We start from the raw sequence: 19,062 nt of genomic DNA, 5'->3' as shown, positions 1-19,062 counted from the left end.
TTGAGGAGAGAGAGGGAGCGGCGCTAGATGGCTCTTGCGATACATGTCTCAGGGAGGAAATGATGACAGTCATTACACGCCGCCGGTTTGGTGCGGCCATGGCCACTGCAGCCGCGCTCACCCTTGTTCCGCTTACCAGCTTCTCTGCTGCCGCTGAGGACAAGGTCACATTGCGGATGTCGACCCCGGCCAGCGATACGGACCAGCGCACAATCGCCCTTGCGGATGTGTTTGCGCCTGCCGTATCGGATTTCGCAACCTATGAACCTCATTACAATGCGTCGCTGATTGCGCAAGGCTCCGAGCTCGAAGCCATTGCTTCTGGCGATCTCGAAATGTCCCTGACATCGGCGCAGGAACTGGCGAATTTCTTCCCGGAGTTCTCTATTTTCGCCACCGGTTACGTCCACCAGAGCGCTGCCCATCAGGTTGCTGTTTTCAATGATCCGCTGATGGATCCCTTCAAGAAGAAGGTTGAGGACGAACTCGGCGTCAAGCTGCTTTCGGTCATGTATCTGGGCCGCCGTCAGGTAAACCTGCGCCAGACCAAAGATGAGCTGACCGTCATGACGCCCAAGGATCTGGCCGGCGTCAACCTGCGCATGCCCGGCTCTGATGCCTGGCAGTTCTTGGGAAAGGCTCTGGGCGCCAATCCGACCCCGATGGCCTTTACGGAAGTTTATACGGCGCTGCAAACCGCATCTGTGGACGGTCAGGACAACCCGCTGCCGACTGTGGTGGATGCCAAATTCTATGAAGTCACCAACCAGATCGTTCTGACCTCCCATCTTGTGGACCTGAACTATATCGCCTTTTCCAAGGCGGTCTGGGATGGCCTGTCTGCAGACCAGCAGGCAGAACTTCAGGCGGCAGCCGATGCGGCGGCCGACAGCGCCCGCAAGAAGCAGCTTCAGAAAGAGACTGAACTGGTCTCGTTCCTCGAAGAGCAGGGCCTCTCCATCTACGAGCCGGACGTAAAGGCTTTCCGGGAGCATGTGCAGGCCCAGTATGTCGGCTCCAAATTTGCAGAATCCTGGCCTGACGGCGTTCTCGACCAGATCAACGCGCTCGGTCAGTAACCGGCAACAGGAGAGGGTGGCGAGTAGGCCGCATGAAACCCGTAGTCAAATGGATAACGCGGACGGCCGAAGGCCTGGCAGCCTTGATGATGGCTGCCATGTTCGCCACCTTCATCCTGCAGATCGCTATCCGTTATTCGGCCCGGCTTCCTTGGATAGGGGAGACCTTCCCCCTCCTGGAGCCGGGCCACTACGGCTGGACCCTTGAATTTTGCACGGCGCTTTGGGTCTGGATCGTCTTTTTCGGCAATGCCTTCATTGTCCGGTCCCGCGACCAGGTGCAGTTCGATCTGTTCTACCGAATGGCGTCGCCGGGCCTGCGCCGGGTCTTTCTCATCATCAGCGGAACGGCCATTTCAGCCGGTTTGCTATGGTCCCTGGAACCGACATGGGCCAAATTCTACATTCTGCGCCTGAAGAAGACCGCCACCTTGTCGGAGCTCTTCGGCGATGGTCTGCGCATGCGCGACATCTATGCCGTCTATATTCTTTTCCTGGGTGTGGTTGCCCTGCGGTTCGGGTGGGCCGTCTGGCAGGCGCTGCGCCACGGCGTTCAGGAAGATCAGGCAGAAACACAGGACGGGGCCAGCCGGTCATGAGCGTTGAATTTCTGTTGTGCCTGCTCACGATCGTGATTCTGGCCGGTATCGGTGCGCCGATTGCCTATTCCATTTTGCTGGGGGCCTTTGTCTATCTTGGCCTGGCAGGACAAAGCGTTGGTGTTGCCGGCAAGGTGATCATGGATGGGCTTTATAACAGCTTCATCCTTTTGGCTGTGCCACTCTTCATCGTCGCTGCAAATATCATGAATGCGGGGACGATCTCCGAACGCCTGCTCAATTTCTGTGTGGCTGCTGTTGGCCGGTTCCGGGGTGGGCTCGGCCATGTCAACATTGTCGCCTCGTTGATTTTTTCCGGCATGTCCGGATCTGCCGTAGCCGATGCCGCAGGGATCGGCAAGATCATCATCGAGATGATGGTGAAGTCAGGTCACTATTCGAGAGGCTTTGCTGCCGCTGTGACGGCAGCCTCTGCCACGATTGGCCCGATCATTCCGCCGTCGATTCCGATGGTCCTCTATGCACTGGTCTCCCAATCCTCCATCGGTTACCTGTTTCTGGGCGGCATCATTCCGGGGCTGTTGATGGCCGTTTTGATGATGGCGCTGAATTTTTACATTTCCAGCCGCCGGGGTGCTACGGTGGATACGCCCGTTCCCTTGCGCGAATTGCCCAAGCTGACAGTCAACGCTTTTCCTGCGCTGCTCATGCCCGCCATCCTGCTTTACGGCATCTATGGCGGTGTGACGACACCGACCGAAGCAGCGGCGGTGGCAGCTTTTTACGCGCTCATCCTTGCGGCGGTCTTCTACCGCGCCCTGTCGCTCAAGGCCTTTTACCGCATCCTTGTGGAAAGCGCCCGGTCCTCAGCGGCAGTCGGGATCGTCATCGGCGGCGCTCTCATTCTCAATTACATCGTCGCGTCCGAGAATATTCCAACGCTTCTGGCCAAGGCAATGGTCGGCATTGATGTCTCGCCGCTGATGTTCCTGATCGCCGTCAACATCCTGATCCTGCTGCTCGGCTGCCTTCTGGATGCAACCACGATCATTCTTGTCATCATACCTCTGTTCATCCCCACCTGCCGGGAACTGGACATTGATCTGGTTCACTTCGGCGTCGTTGCAGTGGTGAATTGCATGATCGGCCTGATCACGCCGCCCTACGGTATGCTGCTATTTGTCATCAATGCCGTCACCGGCATTCCTCTGGTGGAAATGATCCGCGAAATCTGGCCGTTTCTCGGGGTACTCATCCTGGCTCTGCTTGCGATGATCCTCATGCCGGACATTGTTTTGTGGCTGCCGCGTGTCTTTGGGTATCCCGGATAAGCGCGCGGTGCCATTGATCTCTTGAAAGAAAGGACGGGCCTGCCATGCAGTCCATAGCTGGAATCGTGCCGGTTGTGCTGACACCCTTCACGCCGGACAACAAGATTGACTGGGACGGCTATGAGCGTCTTCTGGAATGGTATATCAGCAACGGCTCGGAAGGCCTGTTTGCTGTCTGCCAGTCGTCGGAAATGCAGTTCCTGTCTCTCCAGGAGCGGGTCGATCTGGCAAGATTCACGGTCAAGACAGTTGCTGGCCGGGTTCCGATTGCAGCATCAGGCCACATTTCAGATGCTTTGGACGACCAGATCGCTGAAATGACAGCCATCGCCGGAACCGGCATTGACTGCGCGGTCTTCGTGACCAACCGGCTGGCTGGACAGGACGAAGACGGCACCGTTTTGCAAAGCCGCCTGGAAAAACTCATGGCGGCACTTCCCGACGATGTGCCTCTCGGCCTTTATGAATGTCCAGCACCCTACCGCCGTCTTCTGAGCGATGACCACATTGCCTTTTGCGCGCAGAGCGGCCGGTTTTCGATCCTAAAAGACGTCTCTTGCGATCTTGATGTTCTGAAGCGCCGGATCTCCCTGTGTTCAGGCACGCCCTTGGCCATCAACAATGCCAATGCGGCGCTTGCATGGCCGGCCATGCAGGCTGGCGGGAAGGGTTTCTGCGGTGTGATGAACAATTTCCATCCGGATCTCTACCGCTGGATACAGGATCACGGCGCCAATCACCCCGATATTGCCTCTGATCTCGCGCACTTTATGGCCCTTGCCGCCATGTGCGAACCAATGGGCTACCCTAAGATCGCCAAACGGTTCCATCAACGCCTTGGCACATTCGCGCACACAGACTGCCGGGCCGTGACCTTTGACATACACGAGCGATTCTGGGCGCTGGAAGCTGTTTTGGATCACATCTTGGAAGGGGCACAAACCTTCCGCTCTCGCATTGCCATGTTAAAAGACGCGGCCTGAAGCCGAATATCTTGATGGCCAGATCACCTTAAACGCAAAAAAAAGACGGTTGCCAGGCAACCGTCCTAAAGGTGGGCTATTTACGGGGTTATTATGAGCGGCGGAAACGGGTGAGAGCCAAACCGCCAAGACCGCCGAGCAGCAAAAGGGCTGAGGCGGGAAGGGGAACCGGTGTCGTCTGCATGTTTGCATATTCGAAAGCCGGAGCGCCGAGATTGGCAAAATAGACCTGATCGAATTTCAAGTTGGCGAAGTTCACCAGCTTGGTGCCGTCACCAAAAGACAGACCGAGATCAAAGGCGGTCAGAATGGCAACAATCGACCCTTGATACCAGAAGGCGACTGTGTTCCGGCCATAAGGATCCGCATCCGGGGTGCCCCAGATAAAGGACAGAGAGTTCTGAGCTTTATCGAAATAGTAGGATGCAACCGCACCAAATCCGGAAACCGCAGAATAGGGAGACGTGCTGTCGCCCCAAGGAGACGTGCGCACACCCGAATACGTACCCGTTACGTTGTTATAGACGTCGCCGACAATTTCAGTGCCGACCGGGTTGTCGAAAACTGTTGTGCCGACCGGCACATTGGAAACGCTCCAGGTGACAGCCGATGCGGACATCGGCGTCATCAAAAGAGCAAACACAGCGAAAACCGCTGACAGAAGACTGTATTTCATCTTCAGGACCCTTTTAAAAAACCTCAACTCAGCATCCCACTCGCGGGACGCCGTATTTCGCAATGCGTTTCTTTCCCTAAGGCACTTAGTGGGAGTACCCTGAGGGAGAATGAATCCGATATGCAAAAAATCAAATACAATCAAAGTAATTTAAATACAAATATTAATTCAAAAGAAAGTTCAACTTGTACATAAAGCGAAAAACAAAGTATAAAATAGTTCGAAAAGCGTAAGTGGGTAATGGTGCGAATCTAACTTCTCGCCTTCAAATCCCGTGAGGCAGGGTCGTGTCTCATATCTCTCGCATTTTCGTTTTCAGGCGACGGCTCATTGAGTTTTGCTGCCTTCATGGCTCTCTTGCAACTGAACAGATCCCGACCTTTGCAGACCCAAGACGCGCAGTTGAACCTCCAATTGCAGATTTTGGTGCAGACGCAGCGAGTTCCCACTTCGTCCGCGCTCTGAACATTTGTTCAGAGCGCGGACGAAGGTCAGCTCCGAGCCCAAGTTGATCGGTGCTGCGTTTTGCGTGAACGTCAACTGCCGTCTCGGCGGCAGTCTGTTCTATTGCGTTTAAATGTCTTTCATCAGCCTCAGCGCATCATAGATCGCTGCATGGGTATTGCGGCAGGAGACCGCGTCCCCCACGCGGAACAATTGGAACGTGCCTTCGGAATTGCGTGAGACCGACTGGGATGTGCCCGCGACCAGGTCATCGTAATCGACCTCGCCCAAATTGGTGCTGTGTGGCTTAAGGTCGAAGTACAAATCATCCAACGGCAAGATGCCGTAATTCACCACAACCTGATCGTATGTTTTGTCTGTGACAAGATCGCTGTAGTCGGTTCCGATCTGCACCGACAGCCGATTGCCATCGCGCGCCACGCCGAGCAAGCGACGGGTGACGGTGAAGGTCACATCCTTCTCCTGCAAAGACCGCATGTAGGGCACAAGGTTCATGGCCATGACCTCGGGCGCAAACGTGCGATCAGGCGTCATGATCTCGACCTGACATCCGCTCTCTGCCACAACCTCAGCGGCTTGCAACGCGGCGTGATCCCCAGCCTCGTCATAGATCAGCACAGACCCAACCGGCTTTACGTCGCCGGAGATAATGTCCCAGGACGTGACCACATGATCGGCGTCTTGGCCTGTTTCAAACAGTTCGGTATTGGGCAGGCCGCCAGTGGCGATGATCACGACATCAGGCTCAAACGCGAGCACATCTTGCGCCTCGGCCCAGAGATTGAAATGGAACTTAACATCCCGAGCGGCGCATTGTGACATGCGCCAGTCGATGATCGAGATCATTTCTTTACGCCGGGCACTCAGCGCCGTCAGGCGAACCTGTCCGCCGGGATCTGACTGCGCTTCAATGACGGTCACATCATGGCCACGTTCGGCAGCGACGCGCGCCGCTTCCAATCCGCCGGGACCGGCACCGACCACCACAACGCGCTTTGGCGTGTCTGCCGGCGTAATTTCGTGCGGCATGGTCAGTTCCCGTCCTGTCGCCGCGTTGTGGATGCACAGCGCATCGCCCGCTTGGTAGATGCGATCGAGGCAGTAGGTGGCGCCGACACAGGGCCGGATATCGTCCTCACGTCCTTCCACGATTTTCTGGACGATATGCGGATCTGCCATATGCGCCCTTGTCATGCCAACCATATCCAGTTGGCCTGATTGCACCGCATAGCGCGCCGTTGCGACGTCGGGAATGCGTGCGGCATGGAAGGTTGGCATGCCGGTAGCGGCCTTGACCCGGCCTGCAAAATCCAGATGCGGCGCGCTTTTCATACCTTGGACCGGGATCACATCTGTCATCGCGGGATCCGTGTGGATCCGCCCCCGGATCACGTTTAGGAAGTCAACCTGGCCCGTTGCAGCAAGCCGTTTCGAAATCTCCAGCCCTTCTTCTTCCGTGATGCCACCTTTTTGCGCCTCATCCGCTGTGTACCGCAGGCCAATGATGAACTCGGACCCGACGCGTTTGCGAATAGCGGCCAGAACATCCATTGGAAACCGCAGTCGGTTTTCAAGTGTGTCTGCACCATATGGCCCAACCAGATCATTCGTCAGAGGCGACCAGAACTGATCCAGCAGGTGGCCGTAAGCCTGCAATTCTATTCCGTCCATGCCGCCTGCCTTCATCCGTTCGGCAGCATCGGCAAAGTCTCGGATAATCCGATCAATGTCCCAGTCTTCAATCCGCTTCGGGAAAGACCGGTGCGCAGGTTCGCGATGTTTCGAAGGCGAGACAGAAGGCAGCCAATCGCCTTTGTTCCACCCCGTTCTGCGGCCCAAATGCGTCAGCTGGATCATCACTGCGCAGCCATGTTCGTGGCAACCATCCGTCAGGCTTTGGATCCACGGAACCACCTCATCCTTATAGGCCAGGATGTTGTTAAATACGGGAGGGCTATCCTTGGAGACCGCAGCGGAGCCTGCCGTCATCGTTAGCGCAACCCCAGCCTTGGCACGCTCGGCATGGTAGGCCCGATACCGCTCTTTGGGCATTCCATCCTCAGGATAGGCCGGTTCATGGCTCGTTGTCATGATCCGGTTACGCAATGTGAGGTGCTTGAGTTGGAACGGCTGGAGGAGCGGATCGGTCGCCATTAGAAATCCTCGGGCTAAAACTTGACACTGATGTCAAGAAAGCGGGTCTTTACATATATGTCAAGTCGTCAGATCATTTCCGGATGGCAACAGACACCCTTCAAAAGCAGCGTGGCTCCCGGGACATCTGGCTCGAAGCCGCCTATGACGTATTGATTTCAGACGGCATAGAGGCGGTCAAAGTCATGACATTGGCACGCCGCCTGAACCTGACCCGCACTGGTTTCTATTGGTTTTTCGATGACATAGCCGCCCTGCATGGCGCGATGATCGAGCGATGGGAGGACAAGAACACCGGTAATTTGGTTGCCATGTGCCGCAGAGATGCGGCCTCTGTGTCCGAGGCCTTGTTAAACCTGATGGATTGTTGGCTGGATCGCACGCTTTTTGATGCCCCCCTCGATTTGGCGATCCGCAACTGGGGGCGCACAAACTCCGCGCTTCAAGCCAAGATCGATCAGGCCGATACAGAGCGTATCACCGCCGTGTCACAGATTTTCGAGCGATTTGGATACTCCAAGGAACAATCAGAGGTTCGCGGAATGACCGTGATTTACTCACAGATCGGGTACATCTCGATGGATGTGCGTGAAAACCCAACAGAGCGCCTTGCGCGCGTCCAGCATTATGTTGAGCTTTTCTCCGGTGTGCGCGCGACTGTCGCCGAGGTTCAGGACTTTTTAAAGAGGCACGCTCGAATACAGACACAAGACGCGTGAACAAAACCAACAGAAGCAGACCTTGGCGCAGCCGCCGCGCAATACCGTATCGTCCCGCATTGCGGAGCTTTGTTTTCACCGTAACAAAAGACCGCGCCCCGCACGACCTTTGAACTAGCTTGATCCTCCCCTTTGAAGTGGTCCGCCGTTACGTTTAGAAAAACGGAGGATCACGAAACAGGACCGAGTGACGCTAAATCAAAGACTTACAAGAAAAGAGTGGCTGGGGAACCTGGATTCGAACCAGGACTAACGGAGTCAGAGTCCGCGGGTCTACCGTTAACCTATTCCCCAACTTGGCCAGTTCAGATCCGGCCGTGTGACGAAGCGAGGAGCGAAACCTTCCTCAGCGCCGTCCGGTGGATCGCGTATACATCTAACGTTGTTCGATGATCAAGTGCCGTTTTCGACTTTTTTGTGAAATTTTAAAATGGCGCCCAAAAGCCGGCGCGTAAGGATGATTTCAAACGGGCGCTTTCCGACGGACTGTCAACCTGTTACAGTTTTGCCAACGACAGAACTGGCCAGAGATTCTGCGGCCCTGAGACCGGGCGCGGCTTGGCCTGAAAGGTAAAGAAGTGACTGAGTCAGGTCAGGAACCGCCCGGAACCGGGCGACGTGCCGCTGACGTGTCCGGTGAGACCAAGGCTCAAAGCGAGCCAAAGAGAGGCAACAGGCGGCGGCGCAAGCGCCGGTTTGCCCAAGAAACCAACGGGGATACGCCCGGCCAGGCACAACAGCCGGCGGCAGGTCCCCGGTCAGGGGAAATCCTGGCAGGCCTCACCCTCTCCGGACCCGTCGACAAAAGCGAACTTGCCAAGGGGCGTCCCGGGCAAGACGGGGGCGCTTCATCCGGCCCGTCCAAACCGCGCAAAAAACGCCGCCACCGCCCTCAGGAACTGCCGCAGGACGCGTCCGCAGGCTCGGGGCTCCATGACAGGAGCGTGGCCGGTGCTTCACAGAGGCCTGCCCAAAGGACTGGTCCGGACCAGGCAACCAGCCCAAAGGGGCGCAAGGCCGCCAACCGAAGGGGCAGGCGCCGCTGGCAAGCTGGAAAAGGCAAACCGGCAGAGGGCGTGCCGCCAGAAGGCGTTGACAGCGCAACAGTACAAGTCCCGAAGGCGTCCCCGGAGACTGCAAACGGCACGGCCAGCGATCTTGCGGCCAAACCGGCCCGGAAACATCGGGACGGAGGGGCGGGTCCGGGACACCGGCGCGGCCCAGGACACCGGGCCAGGGCTAATAACGGATCGGCGCCCCTCTATGCGGCGCTTGATCTGGGCACCAACAATTGCCGTCTGCTGATTGCCCGTCCCGAAGACCGGGGCTTCCGTGTGGTCGATGCCTATTCACGGATCGTCCGGCTGGGGGAAGGGGTTGGCTCGAACCGGCAGCTCAGCGCGGCGGCGATGGACCGGGCCATTGAGGCCCTGGCCAATTGCCACAAAAAACTGGCAGAAAAGGGGGTCACAAAGTCCCGGCTCATTGCGACCGAAGCCTGCCGGGCGGCAGAGAACGGTGCCGATTTCATTGACCGGGTGCAGGCGGAAACCGGACTGGCCCTGGAAATCGTTAACCGGGAAACGGAAGCCCGGCTCGCGGTCGCCGGATGCGCATCGCTGGTGGATCATGACGCGGATGGGGTAATCCTGTTCGACATTGGCGGCGGCTCGTCCGAGATCGTCTGGCTTGATCTTCGCAACCGCTGCGGTGCGAAGGGCTATGCGTTGACCCGCTTCATCCGGTCCTGGATTTCGCTTCCCGTCGGTGTGGTCAATCTGGCCGAGCAGCATGGCGGCGTTCATGTGACCCCGCAGATCTTTGAAGCCATGGTGGCTGATGCCGCCGGGCATCTGGCAGGCTTCGGGCTGGCAGACACCCTGTCGGAGGCCATTGGGTCTGGAAAGGTGCACATGCTCGGCACGTCCGGCACCGTTACCACTCTGGCCGGTGTGCATCTGGGATTGCGGCGCTACGACCGGCGCCGGGTGGACGGCACCTGGCTCGACGACCGCGACGTGTCCACGATGATTGATCAGTTGCGGGACATGCCGTATGAGGCGCGCGTGGAAAATCCCTGTATTGGTGCGGACCGCGCTGATTTGGTTTTGGCAGGCTGCGCGATTCTGGAAGCAATCCGCCGCAAATGGACCTGCTCCAGGCTGCGCGTGGCCGACCGGGGATTGCGTGAAGGCATTTTGACAGAATTGATGGCCGCCGACGGGGTCTGGAGCCAGAAAAGGTCCGGCAAACGTTCGTCCCGGCGGCGGCAGAGGAACAGAGCATGAGCCGTTCAAAAAAGGGATCGGGCGACCGGGGTCTGCACGTCAAGGTAAAGACCGCAGCAGGGCGCCGGGAATCGTCCACGCGCTGGCTGGCGCGCCAGTTGAACGATCCTTACGTGCGCCGGGCCAAGGCAGATGGCTACCGCTCGCGCGCCGCCTATAAACTCATCGAAATTGATGACAAGCACAAGCTTTTGAAACCTGGTTACCGGGTGGTGGATCTGGGATGCGCCCCCGGAGGCTGGTGCCAGGTGGCTGTTGAGCGCGTGAAGTCCACCTTGGATGCGCCCAAAGTGGTCGGCATTGATTATCTGGATATGGACCATGTGCGCGGCGCGACTTTCTTGAAAAAGGATTTTCTCGACGATGATGCACCCGCGGCGCTCATGGAAGCCCTGGACGGGCATCGGCCGGATGTGGTTCTGTCCGATATGGCTGCACCGACCACCGGCCACAAACAGACGGATCATTTGCGCACGACCCATCTGTTCGAAATCGCCATTGATTTTGCCCGGCGCAACCTGGTGCCCGGCGGCTCGTTTCTGGCCAAGGTGTTCCGTGGCGGAACGGAACATGCGCTGCTGCAGGATTTGAAGCGCGAGTTCAAGTCGGTGGCGCATCTGAAGCCCCCGGCAAGCCGCAAGGAAAGCCCGGAACTTTATGTGATCGCAAAAGGCTTTCGCGGCAGCGATCTCGACCCGGATTAAACACCGGATGCGGGAGCGGACCGGAAAGGTGCCAGGCGATGTGCAAACGGCTCTTTTCATTCTGTCACCTGCATGTTATTGACCCGCGCCAACTTCTCCGGCACAGCCGAAGCGACTCGCCACACGCAGACCTGGCAACAGGGACTGCGCGCTGAACTATTTTTCAAAAGGGGAATTGGCCATGGTGTCCTTCTTTGTTCCGTCTACCGGACAGCAAGCTCTGACTTTCGATGATGTCCTTCTGATCCCCGGCCATTCGGAAGTCATGCCAGGCGAGGTCGACCTGAAAACCAAGGTCACCCGGGACCTTGAGCTGAACATCCCGATCCTGTCTTCGGCCATGGACACGGTGACCGAAGGCCGCCTGGCCATCGCCATGGCCCAGGCTGGCGGCATCGGGGTTATCCACCGCAATCTGACCCTCGACCAGCAGGCCGAGGAAGTGCGGATGGTGAAGAAGTTTGAATCCGGCATGGTCGTCAACCCCCTTGTGATCGGGCCCGACGCCCCCTTGAAAGACGCGCTTGATCTGATGAAGCGCTTCGGCATTTCGGGTGTTCCGGTGGTGGAAAATGGCGGCACTGGCGGGCAGATCACCGGCAAGCTGGTTGGCATTTTGACCAACCGCGATGTGCGCTTTGCCTCCGACGACCGGCAGAAAATCCACGAACTGATGACCCGCGACAATCTGGTCACCGTTAGCGACAATGTCAGCCAGGAAGACGCCAAGCGCCTGTTGCATCAGAACCGGATTGAGAAACTTCTAGTGGTGGATGAGGACCGCAATTGCATCGGCCTCATCACCGTAAAGGATATGGAAAAGGCTCAGCTCAACCCCAATGCGTCCAAGGACGCCCAGGGGCGGCTGCGGGTCGCTGCAGCGACCACCGTTGGCACGGAAGGCTTTGAACGGGCCGAGCGTCTGATTGATGCCGGGGTGGACATGGTGGTGGTTGATACCGCCCATGGCCATTCCCAGAAGGTCCTGGACATGGTCACCAGGGTCAAGAAACTCTCCAATGCGGTTCAGGTGCTGGCGGGAAATGTGGCAACCTCCGAGGGCACCAAGGCACTGATCGATGCGGGCGCGGATGCGGTCAAGGTCGGGATCGGACCCGGCTCGATCTGCACCACCCGGATTGTAGCCGGTGTCGGCGTCCCGCAGCTCACCGCCATCATAGAATCCGTCAATGAAGCCCAGAAACAGGGTGTGCCTGTGGTGGCTGATGGCGGCATCAAATATTCCGGCGACCTTGCCAAGGCTATTGCGGCAGGCGCTGGATCGGTCATGGTCGGCTCCCTGCTGGCCGGCACCGAAGAAAGCCCGGGTGAGGTCTATCTGCACCAGGGACGATCCTATAAATCCTATCGCGGCATGGGCTCTGTCGGCGCAATGGCCCGTGGCTCCGCAGACCGGTATTTTCAGGCCGAAGTGCGCGACAGCCTCAAGCTCGTGCCTGAGGGCATTGAGGGGCAGGTGCCCTACAAGGGCGCGCTTGGCAGCGTTTTGCACCAACTGGCCGGGGGCTTGCGCGCGGCCATGGGCTATGTGGGCGGCAAAACCATTCGGGACTTCCAGGAAAAGGCCCGGTTTGTCCAGATTTCCGGTGCTGGGCTTCGCGAAAGCCACGCCCATGACGTGACCATCACCCGCGAAAGCCCAAACTATCCATCAAACGTTTGATCCGCTCATAAGGCCGGATCGCAAGGCATTTTGAAATCGAAGGTATGACATGAAAGATGGCGGACGCCTCGCGGCTGCAATAGAGGTCCTGAGTGAGGTGGATGCCCGTCACAGACCGGTTCAGATTGCCTTGAAAGACTGGGGCACCTCACACCGCTTCGCCGGTTCCGGCGACCGGACGGTGATCGGAAATCTTGTCTTTGACGCCCTGCGCAACCGGGCCTCGCTGGCCGCCCGCATGGGAGAGAACGCTCCTCGCGCGATTGTTCTGGCGACTTATGCGCTCACCTGGGACAAAGGTGTTGAGGCACTGATGGCAGCGCTCCAGGACCCTCACGCACCAGAAGCTCTGAGCACCGAGGAAAAGACCCGGCTGGAGGCCACAGACCCCGTCGAAATGAGCCCCTCTGCCCAGGCAGATGTTCCCGACTGGCTGTGGCCGGACTTCCAGTCGGTCTTTGGAGAGGCGGCGGTTGCTGAGGGCAGGGCGCTTGCCACACGGGCACCCGTGGATCTGCGCACCAACACGCTGAAGGCAGAGCGCGACAAACTGATCAAGCGGCTGTCCCACACGGGCGCAATTGGAACGGAGCTTTCCCCCATCGGCATCCGGATCGAAGCCAAGCCGGGTCTTGGCCGCATGCCCCACGTGCAAGCGGAAGAAGGCTACCGCAAAGGCTGGTTTGAATTGCAGGATGAGGCCAGTCAGCTGGCAGCGATCCTGGCGGAAGCCGCACCGGGGCAGCAGGTGCTCGACTATTGCGCGGGTGGCGGCGGCAAAACCCTGGCCCTGGCTGCAGCCATGGAGAACAAGGGCCAGCTCTACGCCTATGATGCGGACCGCCTGCGCCTTGCACCAATCCATGAACGGCTGCAACGGGCGGGCGTGCGCAACATTCAGGTCCGCGATCCAGCCAGCTCCTCGCTGGACGATCTTGACGGCCAGATGGATCTCGTCTTCATCGACGCGCCCTGCACGGGAACCGGTGTCTGGCGCCGCAGACCGGATTCCAAATGGAAACTGTCCGAAAAGGCGCTCACAGACCGCATCAACGATCAAAAACATGTACTTGTGAATGCAAGTAAATACGTAAAACCGGGCGGTCGCCTCGTCTATGTGACCTGTTCCGTTCTGGCGCAGGAGAACCAGGCCCAGGCGGACTGGTTTTTAACCCAGAACACCGCTTTCAAACCCGTTTCCGTAAGCGGGATCTGGAAGCAGCGCCTGCCGGAGAAACAAGCCCCCCGCTATGTGAGCGACACGGGCGCCATTCTGCTGACCCCCGCCTCCAGCGGAACCGACGGGTTCTATGTTGCCATGTTCGAGCGGACCGCTTGACAGCGTTCATCAGGCCTGAAGCCCACGATCGCGCGGCCTCATACGGGCGAATATCCGCCGACACTGCTTTTGAAAAGATACGGCGCCACAGCGCGCCGGCTTCAACAGATTTGAAACCGTTTCGGCATTTTCGCTGACGTCTTTGATCTCCAGCCGCAAAAGGCAAACCAGTTAAAACGCGACTGGCCTTAGCTGCGGGACCGGTCCCGGCGTTGAAGTCCGAGCACATTGGGCAGCACATCGTCTTCCAGAACAGCTACAGGTTCCTTGGGCTCTGTGTATACCTCAGGGGATGGCTCGGATGTCAGCGGTTTCTGGGTCTCGTCTGGAACGTGCTGCGCTTTGGCTTTGGCGCCCCCCAAGGCCGTTGACGCGTCAACAGATAGGGACGGATTGTCCTGCCCCGGTTCCTGCGCGGCTTGCGGTTCTGAGGCAAGCAGGGCCGCCGTGAAGGCTCTGACATCGGGAGCAAGGCCTTCGCCCTTTGACAATCCGGTCAACACAGAGCGGGCCTGGACCATGTGTTTCAGGGCCGCCAGTGCAGCGCCTAGCGCGTTCAACGGCTCCGGGGTCTCCGGAGCCAGATCATGGGCCGTCAAAGCCGCGGCCAGGGCCTCGGTCTGCCGGCCGAGTTTCCGGCACAGCACGCTGCGTTTGACAAGACGCTCTGCAGACTTTGGCTCCAGCTTCAGCGCCGCATCAAGGGACTCCAGGGCGTCTTCCAGCGCCCCGGAACCGGCCAAGGCATCGGCAAAAAACTCAAGCGGTTTGGGGTCGGACGGCGCAAGCGCATGGGCCCGCAACATCAGCTCGACCACGTCCTGATAGCGTTTGCGCTGCAAAAGCACCCCGGCAAGACCCAGATAGGGTGCCAGATTTGAAGGGTCCAGCTTAAGCGCCTTTCGGTAGGCAGCGATGGCAGCCGTCGTCTGACCGGTTTTCGACTGCACTTCTGCCAGAAGCGCCTGAACCGCCGCGACCCCTGGCAAAAGCGTGACCAGCCGCTTCACCAGTCCGGCGGCCTCCTGAACCCTGTCCTGATTGAGATAGATGCTGATCAGGCCATAAAGCGCATTCCGGTTGTCCGGGTCCTGCGCCAAGACATCCTGAAAGTTCTGGACTGCAAGATCTACCTCGTTGAGCAACAGCTGACAATTGCCCAGGCTGGCGCGGGCCTTGAGATTGTCAGGTTCGGCAAAGACAATCCGGCGCAGCTGCGACTGGGCTTCATCCAGATGACCGGATTTCAGAAGTGCGGAGGCGGTGCGATAGGCAATTTCAGTATCCTGCGGCGACAGTTCCTGGGCTTTCAGGTAGGAGACAAGGGCCTTGTCAATGTCACCGGACTGTTCCAGTGCGAGGGCTTCTTCATAGGTTGAGCGCGCGGTAGCGGTCATTTTTGTTCCGGCAAACTGATGACGCGACTCATGCCCGATCCGTCAATATGGAGTTGATAACGTTTCGGTAAGCTTAGTGGAGCGCCGCTCCGGGTTCAAAACGGAAATTTCACCGTACACAGCTTGTCACCACTCCAAGACGGTTTACGGACCAAAAGGCTGTCGGTATTGCGCGAAAAATCCTGTGCGGGGTCCCTCAAAGTGTACAAACCGGCTTCAATTTGGCGGTGAACCCGGTTAGAAGCGGCCCATGACTGATCATGATCGCCTCCTCATCATCGACTTCGGGTCCCAGGTCACCCAGCTCATTGCCCGCCGCCTGCGCGAACTGAACGTCTATTGCGAAATTCACCCGTTCCAGAATGTGACTGACAGCTTTCTGGAACACTTTCGTCCAAAGGCAGTCATCTTCTCCGGAGGTCCTTCGTCGGTCTTCGCCGAGGGCGCGCCGATGCCTCCGGAAACGGTGTTTGATCTGGGTGTGCCGATCCTGGGGATCTGCTACGGCCAGCAGGTGATGATGCACTGCCTTGGCGGCAAGGTGGACCGGGGGCAGGGCACAGCCGAATTCGGCCGCGCCTTTGTGACGCCGAAAGAGGCAAAACTGCCCTTGCTCGACGGCTGGTTCCTTGAGGACAAGGAGCAAGTCTGGATGAGCCATGGCGATCACGTGAGCGAAATCGCACCAGGCTTTGAGGTCTATGGGACTTCGCCGAATGCGCCATTTGCTATCACTGCAGACCTCGCACGGCATTTCTATGCAGTTCAGTTCCATCCGGAGGTGCATCACACGCCCAATGGGCGCAAGCTCTATGAGAATTTTGTCCGTCTGGCCGGGTTTTCGGGGGATTGGACCATGGGCGCCTACCGCGAAGATGCGATTGCCAAGATCCGGGACCAGGTAGGCGCCAAGAAGGTCATCTGCGGCCTGTCCGGTGGTGTCGACAGTTCCGTGGCCGCCGTGCTCATTCACGAGGCCATTGGCGACCAACTGACCTGCGTCTTTGTCGATCATGGTTTGCTGCGTCAGAACGAGGCGGACGAGGTGGTCTCCATGTTCCGGGATCACTACAATATTCCGCTTATCCACGCGGATGAATCCGAGCTGTTTCTCTCGAACTTGGACGGCGTCTCCGACCCGGAGCAAAAACGCAAGACCATCGGCAAACTCTTTATCGACGTCTTCCAGAAATATGCGAACGAAATCGATGGAGCCGAGTTCCTCGCCCAGGGCACGCTTTATCCGGATGTGATTGAAAGTGTCAGTTTTTCCGGTGGTCCGTCTGTAACCATCAAGTCCCACCACAATGTCGGCGGACTGCCGGAAAAAATGGGATTGAAACTGGTGGAACCGCTGCGCGAACTGTTCAAGGACGAGGTGAGGGCACTTGGCCGGGAACTTGGTCTTCCGGACAGTTTCATCGGCCGCCATCCGTTCCCCGGACCGGGTCTTGCCATCCGCTGCCCAGGCGAAATCACCCGCAGCAAGCTCGATATTCTGCGCAAGGCGGATGCAGTCTATATCGACCAGATCCGCAAACACGGTCTTTACGACGAGATCTGGCAGGCCTTTGTCGCCATCTTGCCGGTGCGCACCGTTGGTGTGATGGGCGACGGCCGCACCTATGACTATGCCTGCGCCCTGCGCGCCGTCACCTCGGTCGACGGCATGACAGCGGATTATTACCCATTCTCCCATGAATTCTTGGGAGAAACGGCCACACGTATCATCAACGAGGTGGAAGGCATCAACAGGGTCACCTACGACATCACCTCTAAGCCTCCCGGCACCATCGAGTGGGAGTGATCCCGCACCGGATATGGGCTTTGAACGGCAAATCAGCTTCGTTCGAAACGGGGTGGCCAGCTAGGCAACGCTCATGGCACCATCACCGGTCAGTCTAACCCCCGATTGCAGCGCCTGCGCCTCGCTTTGCTGTGTGGTCTTTGCCTTTGATCGATCTGAATCCTTCGGGATCGACAAAGGGGCCGGAGAGGTCTGCCCGAACCTTGCGCCAACAGGGCTTTGTTCGATTTTCGAGACGCGGGAGCAAGCCGGTTTCAAAGGCTGCATCACCTATGATTGCCAGGGTGCCGGTCAGCGGGTGACCCAGGAAGTGTTTGGCGGCCGCCACTGGCGCGACGATACGGCTCTTATTCCGGCGATGGGCGAGGCGTTGTCCGTCTTGAGGCGAATCCATGCTCTTCTGGGTCTTTTGGAAACAGCCGCCAGCTTGCCCCTGGCCCCCAACCATGTATCGGCACTCACGACGCTGCAAGAGCACTTGTCTTCAGATGGCTGGACGGAACAGAGCCTGCGTGCATTTCAGCTGGAGACGGCAGAACGGGAGGTGCATTTACTATTGCGGGACCTTGCCGCCTACGTTCAGTGCCCCTCCGACGCGCATTCCTGACGGGATCGTGACTTTCGGATTCGAACAAAAGCTTCAAGGATTGGAGCGATCTGAACCCGAAAGGACCCTCGATGATCCATCGACTGACACCTGCCGCGTCCTGCGGTATTGCCCTTTCCCTGGGGCTCTCATTCTCCAGTGCCGCTGCCTTGGCAGATGATGTGGATATTCTGGCGGCCAAGGCCAGTAAGACCGGTGAAACATGGACCTTTTCGGTAACGCTGGAACATGCAGATACCGGTTGGGACCATTATGCGGATCTGTGGCAGGTGGAGACGCCGGAGGGAGAGGTTCTTGGGCAGCGCGTTCTTCTGCACCCCCATGTGGACGAGCAGCCCTTTACCAGGTCCTTGTCAGGCGTTCCCGTTCCTGAAGGACTGGATCATGTCATCATCCGCGCGCGGGACACGGTGAATGGCTTTTCGGACAAGACGTTCGAACTGGAACTGCCGGAATAAACCCGTCTTACGCCTGGACCTGAACAAGCGCCAAGACACCATCGGCCACAAACTGCACCGAGAGGGCGGCCAGAAGGACACCCAGAAGCCGGGTGATCACCAGTTGGGCGGTGTCCCCCAGGAGCCGTTCCATTTTGTCTGCCAGCAGAAACGCGCCCATGCAGCTCAGCAAAATGACGGCAATCACGCCGCCAAGTCCCACATAGGTCATGGTGTCCGGCGCCTGGCTGGACAGAAGAATGATGGCCGAGATGGTGGCCGGGCCGGAGATGAGCGGGATTGCCAGAGGAAAGATGGCGATCTCATTGACTGATCCGTGATGGCCTTGGGATTCGACCGCCTTTTCAGCCGTTTCCGCCTTGCGCTCCTGCCGTTTGCCAAAAATCATTTCTATGGCAATCAGAAACAGAAGAATTCCGCCCGCCACCCGGAAGGCCGACACCGAAATGCCCAGGACATTGAGCACGGTCTGGCCGGAGACATAGAAAACCAGCAGAATTCCGGCCGCCGTCAGTGTGGCGCGCACGGCCACCCGGCGCCTGTCCGCCGCGCTCATGCCGGCGGTCACAGCCAGGAACATCGGGGCCAGACCGACCGGGTCAATCGTGACAAAAAGCATGGCAAATGCGTTGATGAAATAGTCCAGCATCCACTGCTCCCGCTATGCTTTTCCGCCTCCGGGCAAGAGGTGATTCCAGTGCTTTGGCTGCAAGGGCAGCACCGTTCTGCCAAATCATTTTAGCCGCCTGTGTACAGAGGTCATAACATATTGATATTGAACACAGAATACTTAGGCGGAAAAAGGCTGCGA

General features: G+C 58.2%; 16 protein-coding genes and 1 tRNA gene. 12 read left to right on the top strand and 5 right to left on the bottom strand.

Annotation, left to right across the window (positions count from 1 at the left end; all coding sequences use genetic code 11):
* Window positions 1–59: 59 nt before the first annotated feature.
* The 4 genes from dctP to ACXAIC_RS01945 are packed head-to-tail and all read left to right on the top strand — an operon-like array spanning window position 60 to window position 3,953.
* Window positions 60–1,079 (top strand): TRAP transporter substrate-binding protein DctP, encoded by a 1,020-nt coding sequence (dctP, locus tag ACXAIC_RS01960; protein WP_475173061.1) that lies wholly within the window; start codon window positions 60–62, stop codon window positions 1,077–1,079.
* Window positions 1,080–1,111: 32 nt separating this feature from the next.
* Window positions 1,112–1,678, top strand: a complete 567-nt coding sequence (locus tag ACXAIC_RS01955; protein WP_475173058.1) for a TRAP transporter small permease — start codon at window positions 1,112–1,114, stop codon at window positions 1,676–1,678.
* A complete protein-coding gene (locus ACXAIC_RS01950; RefSeq protein ID WP_475173057.1) occupies window positions 1,675–2,970 on the top strand; it encodes a TRAP transporter large permease in 1,296 nt (431 codons plus the stop codon). The genes ACXAIC_RS01955 and ACXAIC_RS01950 overlap by 4 nt, the downstream gene beginning before the upstream one ends.
* Window positions 2,971–3,014: 44 nt before the next feature.
* On the top strand, window positions 3,015–3,953 hold the full coding sequence (locus ACXAIC_RS01945) for a dihydrodipicolinate synthase family protein (protein WP_475173055.1): 939 nt from the start codon (window positions 3,015–3,017) through the stop codon (window positions 3,951–3,953).
* A 91-nt stretch (window positions 3,954–4,044) separates the two neighbouring features.
* Here the strand turns inward: ACXAIC_RS01945 and ACXAIC_RS01940 are convergent, their stop codons facing one another.
* Window positions 4,045–4,629 (bottom strand): VPLPA-CTERM sorting domain-containing protein, encoded by a 585-nt coding sequence (locus ACXAIC_RS01940; protein ID WP_475173053.1) that lies wholly within the window; start codon window positions 4,627–4,629, stop codon window positions 4,045–4,047.
* A 573-nt stretch (window positions 4,630–5,202) separates the two neighbouring features.
* Window positions 5,203–7,248, bottom strand: coding sequence for an oxidoreductase (locus ACXAIC_RS01935; protein WP_475173052.1), 2,046 nt, complete (start codon window positions 7,246–7,248; stop codon window positions 5,203–5,205).
* A gap of 83 nt (window positions 7,249–7,331) precedes the next feature.
* Between ACXAIC_RS01935 and ACXAIC_RS01930 the strand changes: the two genes are divergently transcribed.
* Window positions 7,332–7,967 carry a TetR/AcrR family transcriptional regulator gene (locus tag ACXAIC_RS01930; protein WP_475173051.1) on the top strand — a complete coding sequence of 212 codons (636 nt, stop codon included), beginning with the start codon at window positions 7,332–7,334 and terminating at the stop codon, window positions 7,965–7,967.
* A 220-nt stretch (window positions 7,968–8,187) separates the two neighbouring features.
* Here ACXAIC_RS01930 and ACXAIC_RS01925 read toward each other — a convergent pair.
* Window positions 8,188–8,261, bottom strand: a tRNA-Gln gene (locus tag ACXAIC_RS01925).
* 335 nt (window positions 8,262–8,596) lie between these two features.
* Between ACXAIC_RS01925 and ACXAIC_RS01920 the strand changes: the two genes are divergently transcribed.
* The 4 genes from ACXAIC_RS01920 (at window position 8,597) to ACXAIC_RS01905 (ending at window position 13,982) form a co-directional block, all read left to right on the top strand.
* Complete coding sequence (locus ACXAIC_RS01920; protein ID WP_475173417.1) at window positions 8,597–10,255, top strand: Ppx/GppA phosphatase family protein; 1,659 nt, start codon at window positions 8,597–8,599, stop codon at window positions 10,253–10,255.
* A complete protein-coding gene (locus ACXAIC_RS01915; RefSeq protein ID WP_475173050.1) occupies window positions 10,252–10,959 on the top strand; it encodes an RlmE family RNA methyltransferase in 708 nt (235 codons plus the stop codon). The genes ACXAIC_RS01920 and ACXAIC_RS01915 overlap by 4 nt, the downstream gene beginning before the upstream one ends.
* A gap of 181 nt (window positions 10,960–11,140) precedes the next feature.
* Window positions 11,141–12,643: an IMP dehydrogenase gene (gene guaB, locus ACXAIC_RS01910; RefSeq protein ID WP_475173048.1), complete on the top strand. Its 1,503-nt coding sequence runs from the start codon at window positions 11,141–11,143 to the stop codon at window positions 12,641–12,643.
* Between the two features lie 49 nt (window positions 12,644–12,692).
* The gene (locus ACXAIC_RS01905) at window positions 12,693–13,982 is read left to right on the top strand and encodes an RsmB/NOP family class I SAM-dependent RNA methyltransferase (RefSeq protein ID WP_475173047.1); all 1,290 of its coding nucleotides are present in this window, start codon (window positions 12,693–12,695) and stop codon (window positions 13,980–13,982) included.
* Between the two features lie 188 nt (window positions 13,983–14,170).
* Here ACXAIC_RS01905 and ACXAIC_RS01900 read toward each other — a convergent pair whose 3' ends face one another.
* A complete protein-coding gene (locus ACXAIC_RS01900; RefSeq protein WP_475173046.1) occupies window positions 14,171–15,379 on the bottom strand; it encodes a tetratricopeptide repeat protein in 1,209 nt (402 codons plus the stop codon).
* Window positions 15,380–15,629: 250 nt separating this feature from the next.
* Between ACXAIC_RS01900 and guaA the strand changes: the two genes are divergently transcribed.
* The 3 genes from guaA (at window position 15,630) to ACXAIC_RS01885 (ending at window position 18,251) form a co-directional block, all read left to right on the top strand.
* Complete coding sequence (gene guaA, locus ACXAIC_RS01895; RefSeq protein WP_475173044.1) at window positions 15,630–17,186, top strand: glutamine-hydrolyzing GMP synthase; 1,557 nt, start codon at window positions 15,630–15,632, stop codon at window positions 17,184–17,186.
* A 73-nt stretch (window positions 17,187–17,259) separates the two neighbouring features.
* On the top strand, window positions 17,260–17,793 hold the full coding sequence (locus ACXAIC_RS01890) for a hypothetical protein (protein ID WP_475173042.1): 534 nt from the start codon (window positions 17,260–17,262) through the stop codon (window positions 17,791–17,793).
* A 71-nt stretch (window positions 17,794–17,864) separates the two neighbouring features.
* A complete protein-coding gene (locus ACXAIC_RS01885; protein ID WP_475173041.1) occupies window positions 17,865–18,251 on the top strand; it encodes a hypothetical protein in 387 nt (128 codons plus the stop codon).
* Between the two features lie 7 nt (window positions 18,252–18,258).
* Here the strand turns inward: ACXAIC_RS01885 and ACXAIC_RS01880 are convergent, their stop codons facing one another.
* Window positions 18,259–18,900, bottom strand: a complete 642-nt coding sequence (locus ACXAIC_RS01880; RefSeq protein WP_475173040.1) for a MarC family protein — start codon at window positions 18,898–18,900, stop codon at window positions 18,259–18,261.
* Between the last annotated feature and the right edge of the window lie 162 nt (window positions 18,901–19,062).

The organism is Roseibium sp. AWQ4_254 (genome assembly GCF_056161025.1).
The sequence above is the reverse complement of the archived record's forward strand: the minus strand, read 5'-3'. Positions and strand labels throughout refer to the sequence as shown.